We start from the raw sequence: 21,829 nt of genomic DNA, 5'->3' as shown, positions 1-21,829 counted from the left end.
AAGACAATAAATAAGTATAATCCAAAACAAAACACCAAAGCCAAATAATAGCACTTATCAAGACATATGCCATGGCTAACATTCCAATTTGAAACCATCTCACTCATTACTCTTTCTAAAAAATTTCTGGTCTATAAAATGCTATCACCAACAGAAAAGCAAATGATAAAACCACATATACACCTACAAATAGATTTCCTATGGATCTTGCCATGTCACTTTCTATTTTATACTTTTCAACAATATGCTTATAACGTGAATTAATAAAAAAAAGCATACTTGTTATAATAAATATTCCTACTGAAATAAGAATAAAACTTGACTTTGATGGGTAATATTCAATAATACTCATCTTATTTAATAAAACAATAAAAGACAAAACATTAAAAGACAAACAAATTGTAAAAATAAGTTCGGCCAATAAACCAGCAATCTCCGGAATTGACGATCTTTGTGACACCCTATAAAGCTTATAAAATATGTAATCCATTTTTTTATAATTAAACTTATTCATCTATCCAGTTATATAATTGATCCCCCCAGACTGCGTCGGCAACTCCGATTCCTAATGCCACTCCCCATCCAACAACAGGAATAAAGGCAACTCCTACAGCAATAGTTTTAACAGCCAGACTGGTAACATTACCCGCGGATGGACTTGTTATTACATCATAACCAGCAGGAACAATAGATGCCGCAGCACCAACTACACCTAAAGCCTTTCCTCCAACACGAGCGTAATTTAGATACTTAGCATTAATGGCTAAATTGGCGATTCTTGATCGTAATACTATTTCACCAGTCTTTCTAATTCCATAAGGTTTTCCCAACAGAGTTTTACAAGTTCGTGGTAAATATTTACCTCTATCTAGCATTACATTATGTATCCTGTCACCAAGAATGCCAGCACCTGTCATTCCTACACCAGTAGCACCTCCCCAATCAAAAGTATTATTCTGAGTATTCTCACTACCAATAGACTGCGTTGGGTCTCCACACATGGAATAATTCGGTTCAGAAAATCCTTCTGAAAATCCAACACCTCCTTCTTCAATTTCCTCAACACTTAATGATCCATCTTCCAACAAAATTAAACAGCTCCCTTCCGGCAAATGTGGTGCTAATGCTTTTAAATCCTCAGGGTTGGCAAAATAATTAGAAAGTTGATACTCCATTCTGCCATTGGTATCCACTGTTGCCCGTAATTCCAAGATCATATAGCTTTAAAGCTTACACAAATATTTATTTTACTTTTTAAGTAAGAAGCCCGTACAATACTGCTGTAATAAAAGCCCCCAATGCAATTGTAAATGAATAAATAGGAGCGTATCTTAATTTAACATCTCTATATTTCTGAATTATTTTCTTGTATCGATTATTATGGAATACTAAGAAATAATTCAAAACACCAAAAGGCAATGCAAACATGATAGTAAATGCAACAAATTTATTTATCATATCACTTATGAAAACATCTATTGTTATGAGTGGGATATTCAGTACATCAAAATATTTTAACCAAATAAAGATGATCCACCAATTTAATGCGTGTATCCAAGTAATATATACAAATAAAGTAAATTTCCAATTCGTTCTATCTGGCTGATGCTTCTTAAAACTTATAATTGCATCAGACCATATCATATAATAAATATTCCTCATAAGTTGTTACTCAAACCATTTATAATCATTATCACCATACCAAGTACTCGGACCATAATGTATACCCAAATTAAAAGATACATCCCAAGTCAATCTAAGCGTCCCATAAATCGCAACAACTTCTCCAACTACAGGTATTTGTACACCGTAAAAATAAGATACTCCAGAAGCTAATATACCCATTGTTCCAACCCCAGCATCAACATAAGTAATCGGTTGTGAATCTCCTTTGGCAATATCATAATAAGACATTCCTGTGGTTACAACATTTCCTACTTCTCCAACATATTTCAAAGTTTTTGATGCATTTGCATAACCTCGTGCTCTAGCCGATCTAATCCGTCCATTTGCCTTATAGATATTTTTTGTTAATCCATTAGTTGTTTTATAACTCGTATGATTATGCAACAATGTACTGTATGCACCTTCCATTGTAAAAGCTCCACCTAAGACATCTCTGCCTGTTATCCCTCCACTAGATGTATCCTCACCAGTTACTGAAAAGAAACTTCCCTCTGAAGGTTTCAGAAATGGCTCTTCTATATATTCAACACTTAGCGATCCATTTTCGTTTAAAACAAGGCATGCCCCCTCGGGTAAGTTTTTACCCAGTGCTTTCAAATCTTCTGGATTGGAAAAGCGATTCGTAAAATGATACCTCATTTGCCCATCTTTATCTACTATTGCTCGCAATTCCAAAATCATTTCGGGTGCTTCTATGATCATTGGTTTTACCGGCGGATAATGATACAGAGCAACACGAATTTTTACGCCTCGATCGGAGACTTCGCTTTCGCTACTGTACCCCATTGGTTGAATGGGGAAACCGAGTACCCGATCGATATTTAGGTAGGTATGCATATTGTGTACATACTGCTGCATTGTGTAGTTGAGTGCCGATTGAAATGCATTTTGCGGGTTTACATTTGAACTTGTACACTGTCTTTTTGCATCTTCCTGAGCCGACTGTATGCTTCTGCCGAGTTCTTGTATGGTATTGTAAAGTTGATGATCCATGGCTAAATTTTGATTTTAGGAAAACTTCTTGTTTAATTGATCATTCCATTATAACATAATTTACGAGATTCAAATTTATGAAAACTATACAACTCTTCAAAATATTTATCTTTAGACTATTACTACTTAAAGAAGTTTGTGCTTAATTAACAAAACTTTAACTTGACTTAGAGATTGGAGTGAAAAGCCCACAGCGAAGAATGAGCAAGGACTTGCAACGAAAAGCCCGACCGAAGGGAACGCCCAAAAGCAATTGCTGTAGAACAGCCCCCAAAAAAATGAAATGCTTATCTTTGCTTTCCAAAAGTATTAGAATATGGCATTTATAAAGTTTATTATTATTGTTGTCGGCATTTATTATCTGCTCAAGCTAGTTTTTAAAGCATTGTTCCCTGTTTTAGTCAAAAAAACCTTCGACAAAATGCAGGAACAAGCCAAACAACAGCAACAAAACACAAAAAAAGAAGGCGAAGTAACAATCGACAAGTCCTTTGATAAGAAAACCAATCCCAACAAAAAAGATATTGGCGATTATGTAGATTTTGAAGAGGTAGATGAATAAATAAATTCATCTAATAAGATTATTAATTTGCCGATTTACAAGATTGTTAATTGGCATTTTTTTGTATTTTTGCTTTTCATTTATTATTTGGGCAGATTGATTTTCAACGGAAAAGGCCTAAATATCAATCCAAAATTTTTAAATAAACTCAAAATATAAGATTTATGGCTCAGGAAGATGTTTTCAAAAAACTGGTAGCTCATTGTAAAGAATACGGATTCGTATTTCAATCATCAGAAATTTATGATGGTTTAAGTGCAGTTTACGATTACGCACAATTGGGCGTTGAATTGAAAAACAACATTAAAAAATACTGGTGGGATTCAATGGTAAAACTACACGAAAATGTAGTGGGTATTGATTCTGCAATTTTTATGCATCCAACCATTTGGAAAGCTTCGGGCCACGTTGATGCTTTTAATGATCCATTGATTGATAACAAAGATTCCAAGAAACGTTACCGTGCTGATGTTTTAATTGAGGATTTAATGGCAAAGTACGAAGGAAAAATGGACAAGGAAGTTGCCAAAGCGAAAAAGAAGTTTGGCGAGAGTTTCGACGAAGCTCAGTTCCGCGAAACCAATCCTCGTGTATTGGCTAACAAAGAAAAGATGGATGCTGTTCACAAGCGTTTTGTTGATGCTTTGGACAAAAATGATTTAGATGAGTTGAAGCAGATCATTGTTGATAATGAGATTGCTTGTCCTATTTCAGGATCTAAAAATTGGACCGATGTTCGTCAGTTTAACCTGATGTTCTCTACCGATATGGGTTCTACATCGGATGGAAGTAGCAAAATCTATCTTCGTCCGGAAACTGCACAGGGTATTTTTGTAAACTACCTGAATGTTCAAAAAACAGGTCGTATGAAAATTCCTTTCGGGATTGCACAAATTGGTAAAGCATTCCGTAACGAAATTGTTGCTCGTCAGTTCATTTTCCGTATGCGTGAATTCGAGCAAATGGAGCTTCAATTTTTTGTTCGTCCGGGCGATGAAATGAAATGGTTTGACAAATGGAAAGAAACTCGTATGAGCTGGCACAAGGCTTTGGGTTTTGAAGATAGCAAGTACCGTTTCCACGATCACGATAAATTGGCTCATTATGCCAACGCGGCTACCGATGTGGAATTTAAATTTCCATTCGGGTTTAAGGAGGTTGAAGGAATTCACTCTCGTACCGATTTCGATTTGAAACAACATCAGGAATTCTCAGGTAAGAAAATTCAATATTTCGATCCAGAACTAAACAAAAGCTACGTTCCTTATGTAGTAGAGACTTCGATTGGGGTAGATCGTATGTTCTTACAAATTATGTCAGAAGCATATCAGGAAGAAAAAATCGAGAAAGAAGATGGTAAGGTAGATGAGCGTGTAGTTCTTCGTTTGCCTCTTGCTCTAGCGCCGGTTAAGCTTTGTGTTATGCCATTAACAAAAAAAGATGGTCTTCCAGATAAAGCTCGTGATATCATCAGCGACTTGAAATTCGATTTCAACTGTCAGTACGACGAGAAAGATTCAATTGGTAAACGTTACCGTCGTCAGGATGCTATTGGTACTCCTTTCTGTGTAACTGTCGATCATCAATCTTTAGAAGACAACACGGTTACCATTCGTCATCGCGATACCATGGCTCAAGAACGTGTTGAGATTTCTAAATTGCATGATATTATCGAAAATGAAGTAAGCATGAAAAAATTATTCAAGCAATTGAAATAATCTTTTCTTACAGATATAGTAATGGCCATTCTCATTGAGGATGGCCTTTTTTTTGGATTAGCATTCCAGCATAATATCGATTTTTTACTTCATCCGGTTGCCTTTTACAGGGATAACAGTTTTCCAAGCTGGCAACATTTTGTAATTACTCGTGCACTCGATAATCAAATTTATATGCTGAGTTTAAACCGAGCAGGAAATGAATATGGCAATCCAATATTCTGTCCGCTCTGGATTGATTACAATATCTCTCCTACTATTCTTAAGGAACATGAAGATGTAATTATTGCTGAAATTGATACTGATATCATTCAGAAAGTGCGTGAAGAATATCGTTTTAGAGAAGACAGAAAATAATTATTATTGATTTGCTTATGATGTAGATTATCTGTTATCGAAAATCAAGCCAAATTTCATCTGGAAAAGTGATTGAAAAATATCGTTTTAGCGCATTACTTTTTGTAACTTGCTACTAATCAATACTTGTTTAACACACGATATTATGAAATTATTTTTTCTATCCCTCCTTTTCTTAGGATTGTCGCAATTTTTGTTTGTAAAAAAAGCTTTTCCTCAAAAACAGGACACCAAAGCACAATATGAAGAGTATTGTGCCGGATGCCATCATAACAATCGCTCCTCTTTTGTTAATCGGAATTGGCAATTTGGTAATTCTCTCGAAGATATATTTAGAAGTATAAAATTCGGACAACCCGAATTAGGAATGCCAGCTTTTGAAAAAGGATTTACGGATAAAGAATTATATGCTCTAACCGATTATGTTATTGAATTATCTAAAGATGAAAAGTTAAAAGAACAAATTGCTTCTTCTTCTAAAATTCATGAGTCTGAAGTACAAAAATTTAGAGTTGATACTATTGTCAGCGGTTTAGAATCTCCCTGGGGATTAGAATTTTTGCCTAACGGAGATTTATTAATCACAGAACGTTCGGGATATTTGTACCGCTTTTCGAGAGGAAAACTATCAGCACCAATAAAAGGATTACCACCAATAAAATCAGGTGGTCAGGGAGGATTATTGGACATCGAACTGCATCCCAAATACAAAGAGAACGGATGGATCTACTTCTCCTATTCAGCTTATTCTAATAAGGAAGGAAATAAAGGTAGTAATACTGCTATTATGCGAGCAAAATTATCTGGAAATACATTAACAAATCAAGAAATAATTTTTAAAGCAGAACCAGATTTCAATACCAAACATCATTATGGATGTAGATTAGAGTTCGATAAAGATGGCTACCTTTTCTTTTCGGTGGGCGACAGAGGAAATAGGAACAATGCACAAAAATTAGACAATCACTGTGGAAAAATTCATCGAATTCTAGATGATGGCAGGATTCCAAGCACAAATCCATTTGTTAATAATAAAAATGCAATGTCGTCAATTTATACTTATGGCAACCGAAATCCGCAGGGATTGGTAATGCATCCCGAAACCAAACAAATATGGTCGCACGAACATGGGCCAAAAGGTGGCGATGAAATAAATATTATTCGAAAAGGTGCCAATTATGGCTGGCCAAGAGTTTCTTATGGTATTAACTACAACGGAACCATTATTACAAGTGATACAATTATGGCAGGAATGGAACAACCCGTAATACACTGGACACCATCTATTGCTCCTTGTGGTATGACTTTCGTAAAAAGCGATCGTTATCCGGCATGGAAAAATAACATTCTAAGTGGCTCGCTCCGTTTTTCACATCTTAATCGTAGTGTAGTAGATGGAGAAAATATAATTCATCAAGAACAATTATTGGAAAACATAGGGCGTATAAGAAATGTAGAAGTCAGTCCTGATGGCTATATTTATGTTGCGATTGAATTTCCGGGAAAAATACTAAAACTAATTCCTGTTGATAATTAAAAACAGTAAATGAACGTTCGTAAATCATTCCTGCAGTTAATTTACTTTTCACAATTAATAATTACATTAGTGCCACTTAAAAACAATTACACTAAATCACACTCTAACTAATGAAAAATCTACTCAGTCTGCTACTAATAATGGTAGTATCTATCTGGCAATCCTATGCCTGCACAACTGCTGTTATTTCGGGAAAATACACAAAAAATGGTCGTCCAATAATCTGGAAACTTCGCGATACCGAAAGTTTCGAAAACAAAATGAAATACTTCACCGATGGAAAATATCCATACATCGGAATGATAAATTCCAATGATGAAAAAGGAGAACAAGTTTGGGGTGGTTCCAATTCGGTAGGATTTGCCATTATGAATTCTGCATCTTTCAATGTGAACATGAAGGATACCACTTCTTTTAAAGATCAGGAAGGAAAATTCATGAAAGAAGCACTTCAAAAATGTGCAAACCTAGAAGAATTTGAACAATTGCTAAAAAAACGGAAAAAACCTATGGGTTTAGCTGCACACTTTGGCGTATTAGATGCCGATGGAAACGTTGCATTCTACGAAGTAAACAACCAAACATTTACAAAATTCGATGCCAACAATCCGGCACAGGCCCCAAATGGTTATATTCTTAGAACAAACTATTCGTTTACAGGCAAAAAAGACATTGGCTATGGATTTATCCGTTTCCAGACAGCACAGGATATTTTTTACCAGGCCGATGCTTGCGGCGATATGAGTGCAAAAACCGTAATTCAAAACTTCTCGAGATGTTTAAAGCACCCTGTTTTAAAACGTGATTTTAGAAAAGAATTTGAAACAGTTCCTTACGGTGATAACTTTGTTAATTCCGGCGATTTAATAACCCGCCACGGTTCCTCATCGATGATTATGATTGAAGGAGTAAAAAAAGATGAAGCTAAGGATATGTCTACCATCTGGACTCAGATTGGATTCCCAAATACCTCAATAGCATTACCCATTTGGGTAAAAGGCGGAAAAAATTTACCCAAAGTTTTAAGTGCAAAAGGAAAAAAGAACTGCATTTTAAATGCAATGGCTTTAGAATTAAAAAGCAAGTGCTACCCTATCTCTCGTTCTGCCGGATACAAATATTTGAAAATTTCAGAATTAATTAATGCCGAAAAAACTGGAATCATTCAACAGCTGGAAAAAGCAGAAGAGAAAATCTTTAAAAACACAGAAATTCATCTTAAAAAATGGCGTGAAGCTAAAGCTGATAAAAAAGAAATTGAAGTATTCTACAATTGGCTGGATCAATACACAGGTCGAACCTACAAGAACATGTTAAATATGAAAAAATACTTGAAGTAAATCCAACTTTAAACCCTAGGCACTTTAAGTACGTAAGGCACTAAAAAAATATTAAGTGAAGCACAGAGCAAAATTGTTCTGTGCTTTTTGTATTTTAGAGCCTTAATTAGAAAATTACGAACAACCATCTCAATAGCCATTGAGAACAAGTTAATTTTGTAAGTGCTAAACCGTAATTTGTAACTCCTAATTCACAATTAAAAAATGAATTTTAAGTCGATATTTAAGTCTGCATTACCACATTTGGTTTCTATCATTGTCTTCCTAATTATTGGATTCCTATATTTTCAGCCAGCTCTGGAAGGGAAAGTATTAAAAAAAGGAGACTCGATAAATGCCTGGGGGGCAAAAAAAGAGATCATTGATTATCGGGCAAAAACAGGCGATAATGCTCTGTGGACCAACTCCATGTTCGGAGGCATGCCATCTTACCACATTAATGTAGCTTATCGTGCAAAAGACATGTCTACCTTCAAAAAAATGATGGAACTTTACACGCCCGATCCTGTAAAATATCTCTTTTTATACATGATTGGCTTTTACATACTTTTAATTAGTTTGCGGGTAAATCCATGGCTTTCCATAGCCGGAGCAATTGCCTATGCTTTTTCCACTTACTTTGTAATTATTATTGGCGCAGGTCATTTGTGGAAAGTAAATGCACTGGCCTTTATCCCTCCTGCCCTTGCCGGGATATTACTGGTTTTTAGAGGAAAATATCTTTGGGGCGGCTTATTAGCCACATTCTTCCTCATTATGGAACTGTACTCAAATCACATACAAATGACTTATTATTTCGTGATAATGGTTATTTGCTTGCTTGTATTTGAATTTTACTATCAACTAAAACAGAAAAATCTAAAGCATTTTTTCAAATCTATTGGCATATTAGCAATTGCATCGATAATAGCGCTAGGTGTTAATTTTACCAATTTATATAATGCTTACGACTACACAAAATCGACTATTCGTGGTAAATCGGAACTTTCTTTAGGCGATAAAAACAACCAAACTACTGGTGTTGATAAAGATTATGGAACTCAGTGGAGTTATGGAATTCAGGAAACATTAAGCCTGCTAATTCCTAACGTTAAAGGCGGAGGCGGTTCCCCACAAGAGGGAATGCAAATTCTAAACTATATTGGCAACGGACAAATGAAAAGTGTAGCCGATTACTATAGTTTAAAACAAGTCGACAATCATCATTATTGGGGAAATCAACCTTTTACCGTTGGTCCTGTTTATGTAGGTGCTTTTATATTGTTCCTATTTATACTGGGATTATTTATTCTTGCCGGCAGATTAAAATGGGGATTACTTACAGCTACCATTTTAGCTATTATGCTCGCCTGGGGACATAATTTTCAGGCTTTAACAGGATTATTTTTCGACTATATTCCTCTTTACAATAAATTTAGAGCAGTTTCTTCTATCCTGATAATTGTGGAACTCTGCGTTCCTTTACTGGCCATATTAACTCTCAAGAAAATTATCGATGAACCGGAAATCCTGAAAAAGAAAATTTCTATTTCATCCTTCAAGATAAATGTACTGGTATTACCTTCGGTTTTAACTGCAGGACTGGCATTACTTCTCTATTTAGTTCCTACAATGGGACTCGATTTCTTGAGTGATATGGAGCAAAATTACTTTAGTCAGATCAAATCATCAAACCCAAATGCTTTAGCTTTTATCACGCAAATACAAAACGATTTAATAAATGCCCGTATTGATATTTTTAAGGCTGATGCTCTGCGCAGTCTTCTATTTATTGCCATTGGAATTGCTTTACTTCTGGCTTATTCGAAAAAGTACTTACAAACGAAATTTCTAATTCCTGCAGTAATTATTCTTGTTGCAGTAGATTTATATCCGATAAACAAACGTTTTACAACTAACGATAATTTTGTTGACAAAAAAGATTTAAAGCTTGCTTATTCGCCTAATATGGCCGATTATCAAATTCTGCAAACCGAATTAAATAATCATCCGGAATTAAAAGAGATTGCTCAACAAGCACAAACAAATTATACCCGCGCAAATCGAAAAGCCAGCGATTACGAAAAAGTTGCTGCTCAATTGTGGGCGATCACTTACAATACCAATTACAGGGTTTACGAGCAGGCCGGATCGCCTTTTCAGAATGCACGAACCTCCTATTTCCACAAATCTATTGGTGGATACCATGGCGCCAAGCTACGCCGCATACAGGAATTGTACGATTACTATATCGAAAAAGACAATGCGAAAGTTCTTAACATGCTAAATACCCGATACATAATCAATCAGGGAGAAAAAGGCTTGGAGGCTGTAGTTAATCCCGATGCCTTGGGAAATGCGTGGTTGGTTAATTCGTACAAACTAGTAAAAGATGCCAATGAAGAAATTCTGATGTTAAACGATTTTGATCCTGCAAAAGAAGCTATTGTTGATGTTCGCTTTAAAGATCAGTTGGCAGGACTCAATATTACTGCTGATTCGACCGCTAGCATTCAGATGGTAAAATACTCGCCCAATGCAATTAGCTACAATTACATGTCTAAATCTGAGCAACTTGCTGTTTTTTCAGAAATGTATTACCAGCCAGGATGGAATGCTTATGTCGATGGCAAGTTAAGTCCTCATTTTAGAGCGAATTACGTGCTTCGAGCTATGAAATTACCGGCCGGAAAACATAAAGTAGAATTCAAATTTGAACCTAAAGGTTATTTTGTAGGCGAGAAAATATCGTTGGCAAGTATGATTCTCTTCTTCTTGCTTGTTGCTGGTGGAATTGTATTTGGAGTAAAAGAAATCCGAAAAGAAAAGAATTAAAATGAATACTCAGTACATACGAATACAGCAACTGGTCAACTTTATTCAGAAAATTATTTTCTTGCATTTGGTGGTTTTTTTTATGCGAAATTTTTATTTCCTGCTCGAAAAACTTAGCCGAAAAGATAAGTCTGTTGCATTATTTTTCCTGACTGAAGAATTTTACTACGACAATTCAAAATACCTTTTCGAATACATGCGTAAAAAGAACGACCTGAATAGTATTCTTTTTACAGCCAATAAAAGTTTATATGAAGAATTAAATAAGCAATTTCCTGGCGAAATTGCTTATGCCTGGTCATTTAAATCGCTAAAATTATTTCTTCGAACTAAGAATATTGTAATTTCTTACGGAACCAGTTCTGCGGTGTTTTTCCCTTATTATCTGCACGAAAAATGCAAAAATATTATCTATTTAGGACATGGAACACCGGTAAAACAAATTGGCTATCAAACTCCGGTATGGAATAAATTTGGTAAATCCTATCAGTTACAATCCTATTCCTACCTAACTGCCTGTTCTGATATTGAAAGCTTGATGTTGGCTTCGGGTTTTAGAGTAAATCTAAATCAAATATGGATTAGTGGAATGCCCAGATACGATTATCTGCTTAGCAAGAACAATAAAAATCCTGACTTGCTTCAACAGCATCCCTACCTGAATAAAAAAGTCATTTTATATGCTCCAACCTGGAGAGATGGAAAACTAACCCGGTTTTTCCCGTTCGAAGATTACAATCCTGAGCAATTACAGTCTTTTTTAGAAAAAAACGATGCTTACCTTTTAATTCGTGGGCATAAAGAATCGGTTAAAAGGAAAAGTATTGAAAAAGACAAGGCTCTATTTGCTCTCGACAGAGTAAAAAAGGCAGAACAATTGCAATTCCCAGATGTTACTCAATTACTGCCATTTGTGGATATTCTAATTACTGATTATTCATCTATTTTAGTAGACTTTCTTCTTTTAGATAAGCCAATGTGTTTTATTCCTTACGATTTAGAGGAATACAAGAGCTATCAGGGTATTTTACTGGATTACGAACGCAATACTCCTGGCAAAAAGTTCACTAGTATGAAAGAGCTTACCGTAGGTTTACAAGATTACATTCAGAATCCAAAACAAGATCAGGAAAAACGACATAATGTTTGCAAAACTTATCATTACTATGGGGATAATAACAATTGCGAACGAATTTATAAAAACATTGTAAGTCTTACTAAATGAAAATTATAATACGCAGAATAAGCATTATTATTTATGCCATTATTGGTTGGTGCATTTTACTTCCACTTACTTACCTTTTCCCTAAAAAGAAAGATCTTGTTGTTTTTATTGGCGGAAGAAAAGAAGGCCTTTTTCAGGGAAACATTAAGTTCCTATATCAACATCTTGAAAAAAAGCACGATAACATATATTTTTTAACCTACAGCAAAAACGAATATCAGGAAATTAAAAAATGTTACAATAATGTTGTTTGCTATCCAAGTGTTAAGTCGGTTTTTCTATTGCTGCGCTGTAAAATAGCAGTAGTCGATATCTATGAATGGATTAAAGATTTCAGGTATTTCCTACTTTTCAGATCAAAAATAGTACAGCTGTGGCATGGAGTTGGCTTTAAACGAATACAATTGGACAGTCCTTCCTATATCGACGATCAAAAAAAGTTTTTTCCCCGCATGGAGGCTAAATTATATGCTTTGTATCCTAAATACGATGTTTTAATATCAACATCAAAATTTTACAGCGAACAACTTTTTAGCAGAGCTTTTAAATCGAACAAAATAATTGAAACCGGATATCCCCGAAACGATGTGTTTTTTAGAGAAATAACGGACATCGATTTAAATCAATGTGATCTTAAAGCCTACCATAAAATATGTCTATTCAAACAGGAGAATTACAAGCTGATTCTATATGCGCCCACCTATCGTGAAACAGGAGGAGATCCTATTTCGAGCGGTGCCATTCAATTAAAAGACTTAAACAAATATGCAAAAAGGAATCGTATAGTATTTGTATTTAAATTTCACACCTACACGGATTTAACGGATAATCAGGAAACTTTTTCGAATATTATAAGGTACGATAATGAGTTGGACATTTATCCTGCTCTTAAAATGATGGATCTTTTAATAACAGATTATTCTTCCATTTACATGGATTATCTTTTGCTTGATAAACCAGTATTATATTACCCTTACGATTACGAAAAATATATCGAAAAAGATAGAGCTATTCAGTTCGATTATGAATGGATTACGGCAGGTGAGAAGTGTTACTCACAAAAGGAGCTTTTGGAGTGGATTACTCATATACTTATAGATGGTAAGGACACACAACAAGCTAAAAGAAGTGAGATTTGCGATCTTGCTTTTACCTATAAGGATGGAAAAGCATCGGAGCGTATCAGCAACGAAATAGAGAAAATATTAATGAAATAGTTCCTAATATATCTGTTAGGCTTCACTACTAGCCAAATAAATAGTAAATTCGCACTCGTAACAAAGAATAAATCTTTTCATCTATATCAGGTAAAAACAATATGAGAAATATTGGTGTAATTTTAGCCGGAGGGAATGGTTCCCGATTTGGAGGCAATCTCCCCAAACAGTTTATTAAGGTAGCTGGCAAAACAATTATTGAACACACGTTGGATGTTTTTCAAAAATGTGAGAGTATAGATGAGGTAGCCATTGTAATAAACCCAAGCTTTACCAACGAAATAGAATCCATTGTAAACAACAATCAGTACAATAAAGTAAAGAAAATACTGTTGGGTGGCAAAGAGAGAAGCGATTCCAGTCTGGCAGCTATTAATGCATACCAGGATGAGGTGAATGCCGACGAAATAAAGCTCATTTTTCACGATGCCGTTCGTCCTTTTATTAACAGAACCATTATAAACGAAGTAATTAATAGCCTAAGCACTTGCAATGCAGTTGATGTTGCCATAAAAGCAACCGATACCATTATTGAGGTTAGCGATAAGGATCAAATTGTAAATGTTCCCAACCGCGATCATCTTCGACAAGGACAAACACCACAGGCATTTCGTTTAAAAACCATAAAAAAAGCCTACAAAAAAGCACTTGCCGATCCGCATTTTAAAGCAACCGACGATTGTGGTGTGGTACTAAAATATTTACCCGAAGAAACCATTACTGTAGTAGAAGGTTCGGCCGAAAACATAAAAATCACCTATGATTTGGATATGTTTATTGCCGATAAATTATTCCAGCTTAAGAATCAGGAATTTAAAACCTCTGATTTTGAATCTAAAAATATCGATCAGATTAAAAACAAATGCATTGTTATTTTTGGTGGTAGTTACGGCATTGGAAAAGATATCTATGACATTTGTAAAGAAGCAGGTGCTCAAGTTTTCTCCTTTAGCAGATCGGAAAATAAGGTGAATGTTAAAATGGTTGAGGATGTGAGAAGAAGCCTGGAAGAAGTGCATCAAAAAACAGGAAAAATCGATTATATCATAAATACGGCTGCCATATTAAATAAGGAAGCACTAATAAATGTTGATCAGGAAACTATAGAAGAAATTATTGCAGTTAATTACCTGGGTATGATAAACGTAGCCAAAGAAGGGTTTAAATTTCTTAAAGAAACACAAGGGCATTTGCTTTTGTTTACATCAAGCTCCTATACCCGTGGAAGAGCATCGTACAGCCTATATTCTTCAACAAAGGCTGCTGCTGTAAACTTTACACAGGCAATCTCCGAAGAATGGAAGAACTTTGGCATTAATGTTAATTGTATCAATCCAGAAAGAACAAGAACGCCTATGCGGGTTAAAAACTTTGGGAATGAGCCTGAAAACACGCTGCTGAAATCTGTTGATGTAGCAAGAATTTCGATACAAACCCTCTTGTCTGACCTTACTGGTCAGGTTGTTTACGTTAAAAAATAAACCAATAAAACTGCTAAAAATGAAATTCGGATTATTAGTTTATTGGGATAAAGTAAGGAATATTGGTGATTATGTCCAAAGTTTAGCCAGCAGGCAATTTCTTCCTCAAACCAATGCATTCATAAATCGAGAAGCTCTCTCTGAATTCTGGGACGAAGAACATAAGTTAATTATGAATGGATGGTTTATGCATGAACCTAATCATTGGCCTCCTTCAAAATCAATTATTCCTCTTTTTGTGGCATTTCATATTTCACCAAAAACTAAAGAATTATTAATTAGCGATAAAGCCATTGAGTATTATAAATTACATGAACCCATTGGCTGTCGCGATCACGATACTGTTGAATTATTAACCGCAAAAGGCATAAATGCCTATTTTTCAGGTTGTTTAACGCTAACGCTTGATAAGAATCTGTACGTAGATAAAAATTACCGCGATGAAATTATATTTAGCGATGTTTTGTACAATATGGCAAGATATAATCCTAATATAACAGCCAAAACACTTATTCGTAGTATTCTTAGAACCCCAAAAGTAATTTATCAGGCCATTAAGAAAAGACAATTAATTAAAAAACTATTCCCCGAAGATATTCGACAAAAAGCAAAGTACATTATTCAGGAACGTAGCTTAAAAAAATACACTCACGAAGAACGATTCGATGTTGCCACAGATTTTTTAAAGCAACTGGCCAATGCTAAACTAGTGGTTACTTCGCGTTTACATACAGCTCTACCGTGTCTGGCTTTTGGTACTCCGGTTATTTTTATTGATGGAAAATTAAGCCGTAAATTCGATTCCAGCAGATTGAGTAGTTATACCGATTCGATGCTTAATACAATTAGCATGCGGGAAATTCAACAAAAATCGCCCCAAGAACTACATAAACTGGTAAATAAATATTCGCAGGGAAACCCTGATGCTCATTTAAAATACCGAAACGATTTAATTGCAAGAGTTAAGGAGTTCATAGAAAAATAAGGGATTCCTTTTATTTATTTCACTTCTGTAAGCGAGCAGTTCAAAGCTCATGAACACAGTTTTTTTTTGAATCCTTAAATCCCAATTGTTTTTTTCACAAACGAATTAAAATCAGGAGAAATTTTGAACCAATAACTAAATATCAAATAAATAGCACCAGACAAGGCCGAACGAAAAATGATGTCGATAACAAACCAATTTTGCTTTGGCAGTAAATATCCGATATAGTAAGCTCCGATTGCTATCAATATCACTAATAGGTATTTGTAATTAAAAGGTTGAAGTTTATATTTTTTAAGCAGGAACAGATATTTTAACAGATTAAACACAAAAGTTGCCGTAAGGGAAGCTATTGCGGCTCCGTTTATTCCCCATAAAGGTATCATAATTATATTGGTAACAATAACCAAAACCCCGTAAATACTAATAAATACCGTTTGCATTTTATAGTATGGCGACGATTGAAGAATAACTCCACTAACCCCCGAAAGCATCTGAATTACATGGCCAATTCCTATAAAAAAGATAACATATTTACCATCAATAAATTTATAGGTTACCAGCTCAAGCACATTCTCGATATTTACCCAAATACCAATAAATAGCAAACAGCCAAGCATAAATTGGTGCAATCCACTTTGCGAATAAATTTGAGCAATGGTCTTTAAATCTTTCTTTTTCCAGGCTTCAGCAATTACCGTGCTGGCAATTTTTCGCAGAGTTCGTGCTGGCATCGATACCAAAACCCCAAAGTTTGCCATAGTAGCATAAATACCATTTGCACCCAATCCAACAGCACTTACAATCATAATTTTATCGATATGATTTGCCAGCTTATCGCTTAATCCGTTTATAATTCCAAACAAGGAAACACTAATCATCGATTTTTTAAGATTCGGACGTATGAATTTTAAATTGGATGCGAAAGAAATTTTTCCACGAAACCATAAAAGAAGAAATAAAAATACGGTAGGCAAACAATAGGCAATCACATAAAAAAGCACAAACTGAGAAAAATCAATTACATCCTGCCAAAACAAAACTATAATGGTAAGATTAAGAATTTTAAATACAATATCTCTAAAAAAAGTTCCCGAAATCGCATCGTATAAAACCCGGTTGTAGCTATCGAATAAATTGTAAAACAAGGTAAAAAACACCAGCGGAATAAGGTAAATCAAATAATCCAGATACATTGGCGATTCGTCGTGATACGCATTTACAGCAACAGGCTGTAGTATAAAATAACTAATCAGAGCCAAAGCAAAACCTGCCATTCCCACCCAAAACAAAATAAAAAGATAACCGTTATGATTTTTATTCTCATTTCGGAAATATGGAAATAAACGCGCAGTAACATTATTAAATCCTAAAGAAGAAAACTGGGCCACAATGGTAGCCATGGGTCCAATCCAGTTTAGTAAACCAATTTGATCGGCCCCAAAAAATCTGGGTAAAAGAATGCCAGTATTTACAAATCCTAAAATGGCTCCCAAATAAGATATAAATGATCCTTTAATGGTTTGTTGACGAATAATTCCCAATGTATTTTGTTTGTTTAGAGGTGAATTCAAAGCAAATTTAACAAAAAAGGAATGTGCCAATGTGTGAATGAGTAATTTTGTGATTTAGAAACTTTGAATTGTAAATTGAACCAACCAATACTAACACGCAAAACTTGTAAGTCTTAACCCGAAGCTTTTCAGCAAAAAATTGTATTTTCGCATGTGTGCATTAATTTACATATTCTAATCGATTTAAAATTTGCAATATGGCTCAAAAAGAAAAAGGAACAAAACGCAGGCTTCGCTCCTCATACATCACTTCGGTTATCAGTATCTCGCTGGTATTATTCATGTTGGGACTTATGGGCTTACTGATTTTAAATGCAAATCAGCTATCGAATTACGTTAAAGAAAATATTGGAGTCTCAATTATTTTAAAAGATAATGTTAAAGAAGTTGAAATAAGAAAATTACAAAAAACTCTGGATGCTACCGAATATGTAAAAGCAACCGAATTTGTAGACAAGCAAACTGCCGCCAAAGAACTTCAAAAAGAATTGGGCGAAGATTTTATTTCCTTTCTGGGTTACAACCCTCTAAAAGCAACGATCGATGTAAAACTATATGCACAATATGCCAATCCCGATAGTATCGCTTTTATCGAAAAAGATTTTACCCGATATTCTCAGGTTCAAGAAATTTATTACCAAAAATCACTGGTTAATTTAGTAAACGAAAATGTAAAACGAATCAGCTTAATTATTCTCGCTTTTAGCGGATTGCTTTTTCTAATTTCATTTACTTTAATTAACAATACCATACGATTATCGATTTACTCGCAGCGATTTATTATTAACACCATGCAACTGGTTGGTGCAACAAGAGGATTTATTCGAAAACCATTTATGGGGAAAAGCCTGCTTCACGGAATTTTAGGAGCCCTAATTGCAAACGCAATGCTCTCAGGAGTTATCTACCTATCGCAAAAAGAATTAAGCCAGGTAATCACGTTTAGTAATATAGAAATGCTGGGAGTTTTATTTCTGTTAATCATTTTCTTAGGGTTACTTATTACATGGATATCCACACTTTTTGCAGTTAACAAATATCTAAATCTTGAATCCCGATCGCTTTACTAAAAGTTATAACCTGTAAAGTAAATATTAAAACTTAATACTTTTTTAAAGGACATAAGTACTAACTAATAAACTAGGCATTACAAATACTTTATTGTACTTTTGACCTTGCTTTTGAAAAATTTGAAAACATGAATAAACAAGATAATAAACCTGGTTTTGCTCTTGGAAAAGAGAACTACAAACTTATTGTAATAGGATTTGCAATCATCATTATCGGATTTTTATTGATGATGGGCGGTGGTTCCGATGATCCAAACGTGTTTGACGAAAGTATTTTTAGTTTTAGACGGATTACTCTTGCGCCTATGGTGGTTCTTTTCGGTTTTGCTTTCGAAATTTATGCCATCATGAAAAAGCCAAAAGATGTAAACTAGTAAATATGTGAATTTGGAAGGTATCCAAATGTCATTTTTCAATTACGAATTCACCCATTTTCTGAAGTACAAACACACAAAATCACAAATTTACTCATTTACTTAATATGACTTGGATAGAAGCCCTAATCCTTGGAATACTCCAGGGACTTACTGAATTTTTACCCGTTAGTAGTAGTGGTCACCTTGAATTAGGAAAAGCCCTTTTGGGAGTAAATGCCGAAAATAACCTTGCATTTACGGTAATTGTTCATGGCGCTACAGTACTAAGTACTATACTTGTATTTCGAAAAGATATTCTGGCTCTGTTCACCGATGTTCTAAGTTTTGAATGGAACGAATCAACACAATATATCGCTAAAATTGCTCTTTCTATGATTCCGATCGGAATTGTTGGAGTCTTTTTTAAGGATGAAGTAGAAACACTTTTTAATACCGAAAGAATTTTACTACTCGTTGGTATTATGCTTTTAATTACCGCAACATTACTAGGCTTTACCTATTACGCAAAACAGAAAGATAAAGAAATCTCTTTTAAGGATGCTTTTATAATAGGTTTGGCTCAAACCTGTGCCATTCTTCCGGGTATTTCTCGTTCGGGCGCAACAATTGCAACAGGTCTGTTACTGGGCAATAAAAAAGCCGATATCGCTAAATTCTCATTCCTAATGGTTTTAGTACCCATTATCGGCGAAAATATTTTAAGCCTTTTAAGTGGTGAATTTACATCAACTGGATCTTTGGAAACAACTCCTTTAATTGTTGGTTTCCTTGCTGCTTTTCTGTCGGGATTACTCGCTTGTAGCTGGATGATAAAACTGGTAAAAAAAGGGAAACTAATCTATTTTGCAATTTATTGCCTGATTATCGGAGTATTTGCTATTTTTGCAGGCTAATTAAAAAAAAGGCCTTTTCTTTTTAAAATTTGACTGTAGATGATTCGATTCGAAACCGATAATGATTTTCAACAAGGAGCTTTTATTCTTCTGAACAAACCTTACGAATGGACTTCGTTTGATTTGGTGAACAAAATAAAGCACAAAATCAAGCATAAACTCCGTGTGAAAAAAATTAAGGTTGGACATGCCGGAACTTTAGATCCTTTAGCAACTGGCTTAATGATTGTTTGTGTTGGAAAATATACCAAACAAATCGAAACATATCAGTCACAAGTAAAAGAGTACATTGCTACACTTCAATTAGGAGCAACAACGCCATCATTCGATCTTGAAACAGAAATAGATCAAGAACACCCAACTCAACACATTAATCAAGAATTGATTAGCGAAGTCCTAAAAGGATTTATTGGAACCATAGAACAACGTCCTCCAGATTATTCGGCAGTAAAAGTAAATGGAAAACGTGCCTACGAATATGCCCGAAAAGGTCAGGAAGTTGAGATTAAAAAAAAGACACTTGTTATAGATGATATCGAAATTTTAGAATTTGAAAAAAACATTTTAAAAATAAGAGTAGTCTGTAGCAAAGGAACTTATATAAGAGCCTTAGCCCGTGATATTGGGAAGGCATTAAAAAGTGGTGCACATTTAACAGCACTGCAGCGCACTCAAATCGGCGATTTTAAGATCGACGATGCTATTGAAATTGAAGATTTTATAAAATTCTTAGAAAATTTATAACTATCTTGCAACTTTTTCGTAAAAAGGAGAGCTTTGCATTTTCCGATTATCAAAAAATATAACATAAAAGTCAGTCAGCCTTATGAAGTTATCTAAGTTTAAGTATAAATTACCTACAGAACTTATTGCTTTACATCCAGCCTATAACAGAGATGAGTCTCGCTTAATGGTACTTCACAAAGATACAGGAGAAATTGAACACAAAATCTTTAAAGATTTAATCGAATATTTCGACGATGAAGATGTGATGGTGTTTAACAATACCAAAGTATTTCCTGCTCGTTTATACGGAAATAAAGAAAAAACCGGAGCAGAAATTGAAGTATTTTTATTGAGAGAATTAAATCGTGAACAACGATTATGGGACGTTTTGGTTGATCCTGCTCGTAAAATCAGAATTGGTAATAAACTTTATTTTGGTGAAGACGATTTGTTGGTTGCCGAAGTAATCGATAATACCACCTCAAGAGGTAGAACATTACGTTTTCTTTACGATGGTCCTTACGAGGATTTTAAAAATACACTTTTCGGATTGGGAGAAACTCCTCTTCCTAAATTTATCGATCGCTCGGTAGAACCAGAAGATGCAGAACGTTACCAAACCATTTTTGCCAAGCACGAAGGTGCTGTTGCTGCTCCAACTGCAGGAATGCATTTTAGCCGCGAACTAATGAAGCGTTTGGAAATTAAAGGAGTCGACTTTGCAGAAGTAACCTTACATGTTGGTTTGGGTAACTTTAGAAATGTTGATGTTGAAGATTTAACCAAACACAAAATGGATTCGGAGCAAATCTTTATTGAAGATGAAGCTGTTGAAAAAGTAAATACTGCAAAGAAAAAGAAGAAAAATGTTTGTGCAGTAGGAACTACCGTAATGAGAACTTTGGAAAGCTCAGTATCTACAATGGGTACTTTAAAACCTTTCGAAGGATGGACAAATAAATTTATTTTCCCTCCTTATGATTTTCATGTACCCAATAGAATGGTTACCAATTTCCACTTGCCACTTTCTACTTTAATGATGATGGCCTGTGCTTTTGGTGGATACGATAATGTAATGGCTGCTTATGAAGAAGCAATTAAAGAAAAATACAGATTTGGAACTTATGGTGATGCAATGCTAATCATCTAAAAGATATTTCTTTTGAAAACAAAAAGCTACTGATAATTATCAGTAGCTTTTTTTATCTACTTATAATATAATTAATTATATTTTTTACTATTTTTAATTATTGTTTAACACATACAAATTTTAA

General features: G+C 34.6%; 20 protein-coding genes. 15 read left to right on the top strand and 5 right to left on the bottom strand.

Annotated elements, in window-relative coordinates:
• Window positions 1-115 precede the first annotated feature (115 nt).
• The 4 genes from ACT3CE_RS13515 to ACT3CE_RS13500 are packed head-to-tail and all read right to left on the bottom strand — an operon-like array spanning window position 116 to window position 2,679.
• Window positions 116-490 carry a hypothetical protein gene (locus tag ACT3CE_RS13515; RefSeq protein ID WP_444710299.1) on the bottom strand — a complete coding sequence of 125 codons (375 nt, stop codon included), beginning with the start codon at window positions 488-490 and terminating at the stop codon, window positions 116-118.
• 16 nt (window positions 491-506) lie between these two features.
• A complete protein-coding gene (locus tag ACT3CE_RS13510) occupies window positions 507-1,217 on the bottom strand; it encodes a hypothetical protein (RefSeq protein ID WP_444710298.1) in 711 nt (236 codons plus the stop codon).
• A gap of 37 nt (window positions 1,218-1,254) precedes the next feature.
• Window positions 1,255-1,662 (bottom strand): hypothetical protein, encoded by a 408-nt coding sequence (locus ACT3CE_RS13505; protein ID WP_444710297.1) that lies wholly within the window; start codon window positions 1,660-1,662, stop codon window positions 1,255-1,257.
• Window positions 1,663-1,668: 6 nt separating this feature from the next.
• Window positions 1,669-2,679: a hypothetical protein gene (locus ACT3CE_RS13500; RefSeq protein ID WP_444710296.1), complete on the bottom strand. Its 1,011-nt coding sequence runs from the start codon at window positions 2,677-2,679 to the stop codon at window positions 1,669-1,671.
• Window positions 2,680-2,995: 316 nt separating this feature from the next.
• Between ACT3CE_RS13500 and ACT3CE_RS13495 the strand changes: the two genes are divergently transcribed.
• The 10 genes from ACT3CE_RS13495 to ACT3CE_RS13450 all read left to right on the top strand — a co-directional run bounded on the left by ACT3CE_RS13495 (window position 2,996) and on the right by ACT3CE_RS13450 (window position 15,915).
• The gene (locus ACT3CE_RS13495) at window positions 2,996-3,241 is read left to right on the top strand and encodes a hypothetical protein (RefSeq protein WP_444710295.1); all 246 of its coding nucleotides are present in this window, start codon (window positions 2,996-2,998) and stop codon (window positions 3,239-3,241) included.
• 164 nt (window positions 3,242-3,405) lie between these two features.
• The gene (locus tag ACT3CE_RS13490; protein WP_444710294.1) at window positions 3,406-4,959 is read left to right on the top strand and encodes a glycine--tRNA ligase; all 1,554 of its coding nucleotides are present in this window, start codon (window positions 3,406-3,408) and stop codon (window positions 4,957-4,959) included.
• 21 nt (window positions 4,960-4,980) lie between these two features.
• Window positions 4,981-5,316 (top strand): hypothetical protein, encoded by a 336-nt coding sequence (locus ACT3CE_RS13485; RefSeq protein ID WP_444710293.1) that lies wholly within the window; start codon window positions 4,981-4,983, stop codon window positions 5,314-5,316.
• Between the two features lie 145 nt (window positions 5,317-5,461).
• The gene (locus ACT3CE_RS13480) at window positions 5,462-6,853 is read left to right on the top strand and encodes a PQQ-dependent sugar dehydrogenase (RefSeq protein ID WP_444710292.1); all 1,392 of its coding nucleotides are present in this window, start codon (window positions 5,462-5,464) and stop codon (window positions 6,851-6,853) included.
• A 110-nt stretch (window positions 6,854-6,963) separates the two neighbouring features.
• Window positions 6,964-8,193 (top strand): hypothetical protein, encoded by a 1,230-nt coding sequence (locus tag ACT3CE_RS13475; protein ID WP_444710291.1) that lies wholly within the window; start codon window positions 6,964-6,966, stop codon window positions 8,191-8,193.
• Window positions 8,194-8,397: 204 nt separating this feature from the next.
• Window positions 8,398-11,007 carry a YfhO family protein gene (locus tag ACT3CE_RS13470; RefSeq protein ID WP_444710290.1) on the top strand — a complete coding sequence of 870 codons (2,610 nt, stop codon included), beginning with the start codon at window positions 8,398-8,400 and terminating at the stop codon, window positions 11,005-11,007.
• Between the two features lies 1 nt (window position 11,008).
• Window positions 11,009-12,232 carry a CDP-glycerol glycerophosphotransferase family protein gene (locus tag ACT3CE_RS13465; RefSeq protein ID WP_444710289.1) on the top strand — a complete coding sequence of 408 codons (1,224 nt, stop codon included), beginning with the start codon at window positions 11,009-11,011 and terminating at the stop codon, window positions 12,230-12,232.
• The gene (locus tag ACT3CE_RS13460) at window positions 12,229-13,449 is read left to right on the top strand and encodes a CDP-glycerol glycerophosphotransferase family protein (protein WP_444710288.1); all 1,221 of its coding nucleotides are present in this window, start codon (window positions 12,229-12,231) and stop codon (window positions 13,447-13,449) included. Before ACT3CE_RS13465 ends, ACT3CE_RS13460 begins: the two co-directional genes overlap by 4 nt.
• Window positions 13,450-13,550: 101 nt before the next feature.
• A complete protein-coding gene (locus ACT3CE_RS13455; RefSeq protein WP_444710287.1) occupies window positions 13,551-14,930 on the top strand; it encodes a D-ribitol-5-phosphate cytidylyltransferase in 1,380 nt (459 codons plus the stop codon).
• Between the two features lie 19 nt (window positions 14,931-14,949).
• The gene (locus ACT3CE_RS13450) at window positions 14,950-15,915 is read left to right on the top strand and encodes a polysaccharide pyruvyl transferase family protein (protein WP_444710286.1); all 966 of its coding nucleotides are present in this window, start codon (window positions 14,950-14,952) and stop codon (window positions 15,913-15,915) included.
• Window positions 15,916-15,989: 74 nt separating this feature from the next.
• Here ACT3CE_RS13450 and ACT3CE_RS13445 read toward each other — a convergent pair whose 3' ends face one another.
• Window positions 15,990-17,489 carry a lipopolysaccharide biosynthesis protein gene (locus ACT3CE_RS13445; protein ID WP_444710285.1) on the bottom strand — a complete coding sequence of 500 codons (1,500 nt, stop codon included), beginning with the start codon at window positions 17,487-17,489 and terminating at the stop codon, window positions 15,990-15,992.
• Between the two features lie 197 nt (window positions 17,490-17,686).
• Here ACT3CE_RS13445 and ACT3CE_RS13440 point away from each other — a divergent pair, with 197 nt between their 5' ends.
• From ACT3CE_RS13440 to queA, 5 genes are all read left to right on the top strand, one after another.
• On the top strand, window positions 17,687-18,559 hold the full coding sequence (locus tag ACT3CE_RS13440; protein ID WP_444710284.1) for a cell division protein FtsX: 873 nt from the start codon (window positions 17,687-17,689) through the stop codon (window positions 18,557-18,559).
• 128 nt (window positions 18,560-18,687) lie between these two features.
• On the top strand, window positions 18,688-18,933 hold the full coding sequence (locus tag ACT3CE_RS13435) for a DUF3098 domain-containing protein (protein WP_444710283.1): 246 nt from the start codon (window positions 18,688-18,690) through the stop codon (window positions 18,931-18,933).
• 107 nt (window positions 18,934-19,040) lie between these two features.
• On the top strand, window positions 19,041-19,829 hold the full coding sequence (locus ACT3CE_RS13430; RefSeq protein WP_444710282.1) for an undecaprenyl-diphosphate phosphatase: 789 nt from the start codon (window positions 19,041-19,043) through the stop codon (window positions 19,827-19,829).
• Between the two features lie 39 nt (window positions 19,830-19,868).
• Window positions 19,869-20,573, top strand: a complete 705-nt coding sequence (gene truB, locus ACT3CE_RS13425) for a tRNA pseudouridine(55) synthase TruB (protein ID WP_444710281.1) — start codon at window positions 19,869-19,871, stop codon at window positions 20,571-20,573.
• Window positions 20,574-20,655: 82 nt separating this feature from the next.
• On the top strand, window positions 20,656-21,705 hold the full coding sequence (gene queA / locus ACT3CE_RS13420) for a tRNA preQ1(34) S-adenosylmethionine ribosyltransferase-isomerase QueA (protein ID WP_444710280.1): 1,050 nt from the start codon (window positions 20,656-20,658) through the stop codon (window positions 21,703-21,705).
• Window positions 21,706-21,829 lie beyond the last annotated feature (124 nt).

Source organism: Marinifilum sp. RC60d5, assembly GCF_052400665.1.
Taxonomy (GTDB): domain Bacteria; phylum Bacteroidota; class Bacteroidia; order Bacteroidales; family Marinifilaceae; genus JBQTGK01.
Note: the sequence above shows the minus strand (reverse complement) of the source record. Positions and strands in the feature narration are given on the sequence as shown.

Excerpts from the sequence above, each read along its gene's own strand:
- ACT3CE_RS13430 (WP_444710282.1), top strand. The coding sequence starts at position 19,041 with ATGACTTGGATAGAAGCCCTAATCCTTGGAATACTCCAGGGACTTACT.
- ACT3CE_RS13495 (WP_444710295.1), top strand. The coding sequence starts at position 2,996 with ATGGCATTTATAAAGTTTATTATTATTGTTGTCGGCATTTATTATCTG.
- queA (WP_444710280.1), top strand. The coding sequence starts at position 20,656 with ATGAAGTTATCTAAGTTTAAGTATAAATTACCTACAGAACTTATTGCT.
- ACT3CE_RS13515 (WP_444710299.1), bottom strand. The coding sequence starts at position 490 with ATGGATTACATATTTTATAAGCTTTATAGGGTGTCACAAAGATCGTCA.
- ACT3CE_RS13470 (WP_444710290.1), top strand. The coding sequence starts at position 8,398 with ATGAATTTTAAGTCGATATTTAAGTCTGCATTACCACATTTGGTTTCT.
- truB (WP_444710281.1), top strand. The coding sequence starts at position 19,869 with ATGATTCGATTCGAAACCGATAATGATTTTCAACAAGGAGCTTTTATT.
- ACT3CE_RS13450 (WP_444710286.1), top strand. The coding sequence starts at position 14,950 with ATGAAATTCGGATTATTAGTTTATTGGGATAAAGTAAGGAATATTGGT.
- ACT3CE_RS13465 (WP_444710289.1), top strand. The coding sequence starts at position 11,009 with ATGAATACTCAGTACATACGAATACAGCAACTGGTCAACTTTATTCAG.
- ACT3CE_RS13485 (WP_444710293.1), top strand. The coding sequence starts at position 4,981 with ATGGCCATTCTCATTGAGGATGGCCTTTTTTTTGGATTAGCATTCCAG.
- ACT3CE_RS13475 (WP_444710291.1), top strand. The coding sequence starts at position 6,964 with ATGAAAAATCTACTCAGTCTGCTACTAATAATGGTAGTATCTATCTGG.
- ACT3CE_RS13480 (WP_444710292.1), top strand. The coding sequence starts at position 5,462 with ATGAAATTATTTTTTCTATCCCTCCTTTTCTTAGGATTGTCGCAATTT.
- ACT3CE_RS13505 (WP_444710297.1), bottom strand. The coding sequence starts at position 1,662 with ATGAGGAATATTTATTATATGATATGGTCTGATGCAATTATAAGTTTT.
- ACT3CE_RS13440 (WP_444710284.1), top strand. The coding sequence starts at position 17,687 with ATGGCTCAAAAAGAAAAAGGAACAAAACGCAGGCTTCGCTCCTCATAC.
- ACT3CE_RS13500 (WP_444710296.1), bottom strand. The coding sequence starts at position 2,679 with ATGGATCATCAACTTTACAATACCATACAAGAACTCGGCAGAAGCATA.
- ACT3CE_RS13435 (WP_444710283.1), top strand. The coding sequence starts at position 18,688 with ATGAATAAACAAGATAATAAACCTGGTTTTGCTCTTGGAAAAGAGAAC.
- ACT3CE_RS13510 (WP_444710298.1), bottom strand. The coding sequence starts at position 1,217 with ATGATCTTGGAATTACGGGCAACAGTGGATACCAATGGCAGAATGGAG.
- ACT3CE_RS13455 (WP_444710287.1), top strand. The coding sequence starts at position 13,551 with ATGAGAAATATTGGTGTAATTTTAGCCGGAGGGAATGGTTCCCGATTT.
- ACT3CE_RS13460 (WP_444710288.1), top strand. The coding sequence starts at position 12,229 with ATGAAAATTATAATACGCAGAATAAGCATTATTATTTATGCCATTATT.
- ACT3CE_RS13490 (WP_444710294.1), top strand. The coding sequence starts at position 3,406 with ATGGCTCAGGAAGATGTTTTCAAAAAACTGGTAGCTCATTGTAAAGAA.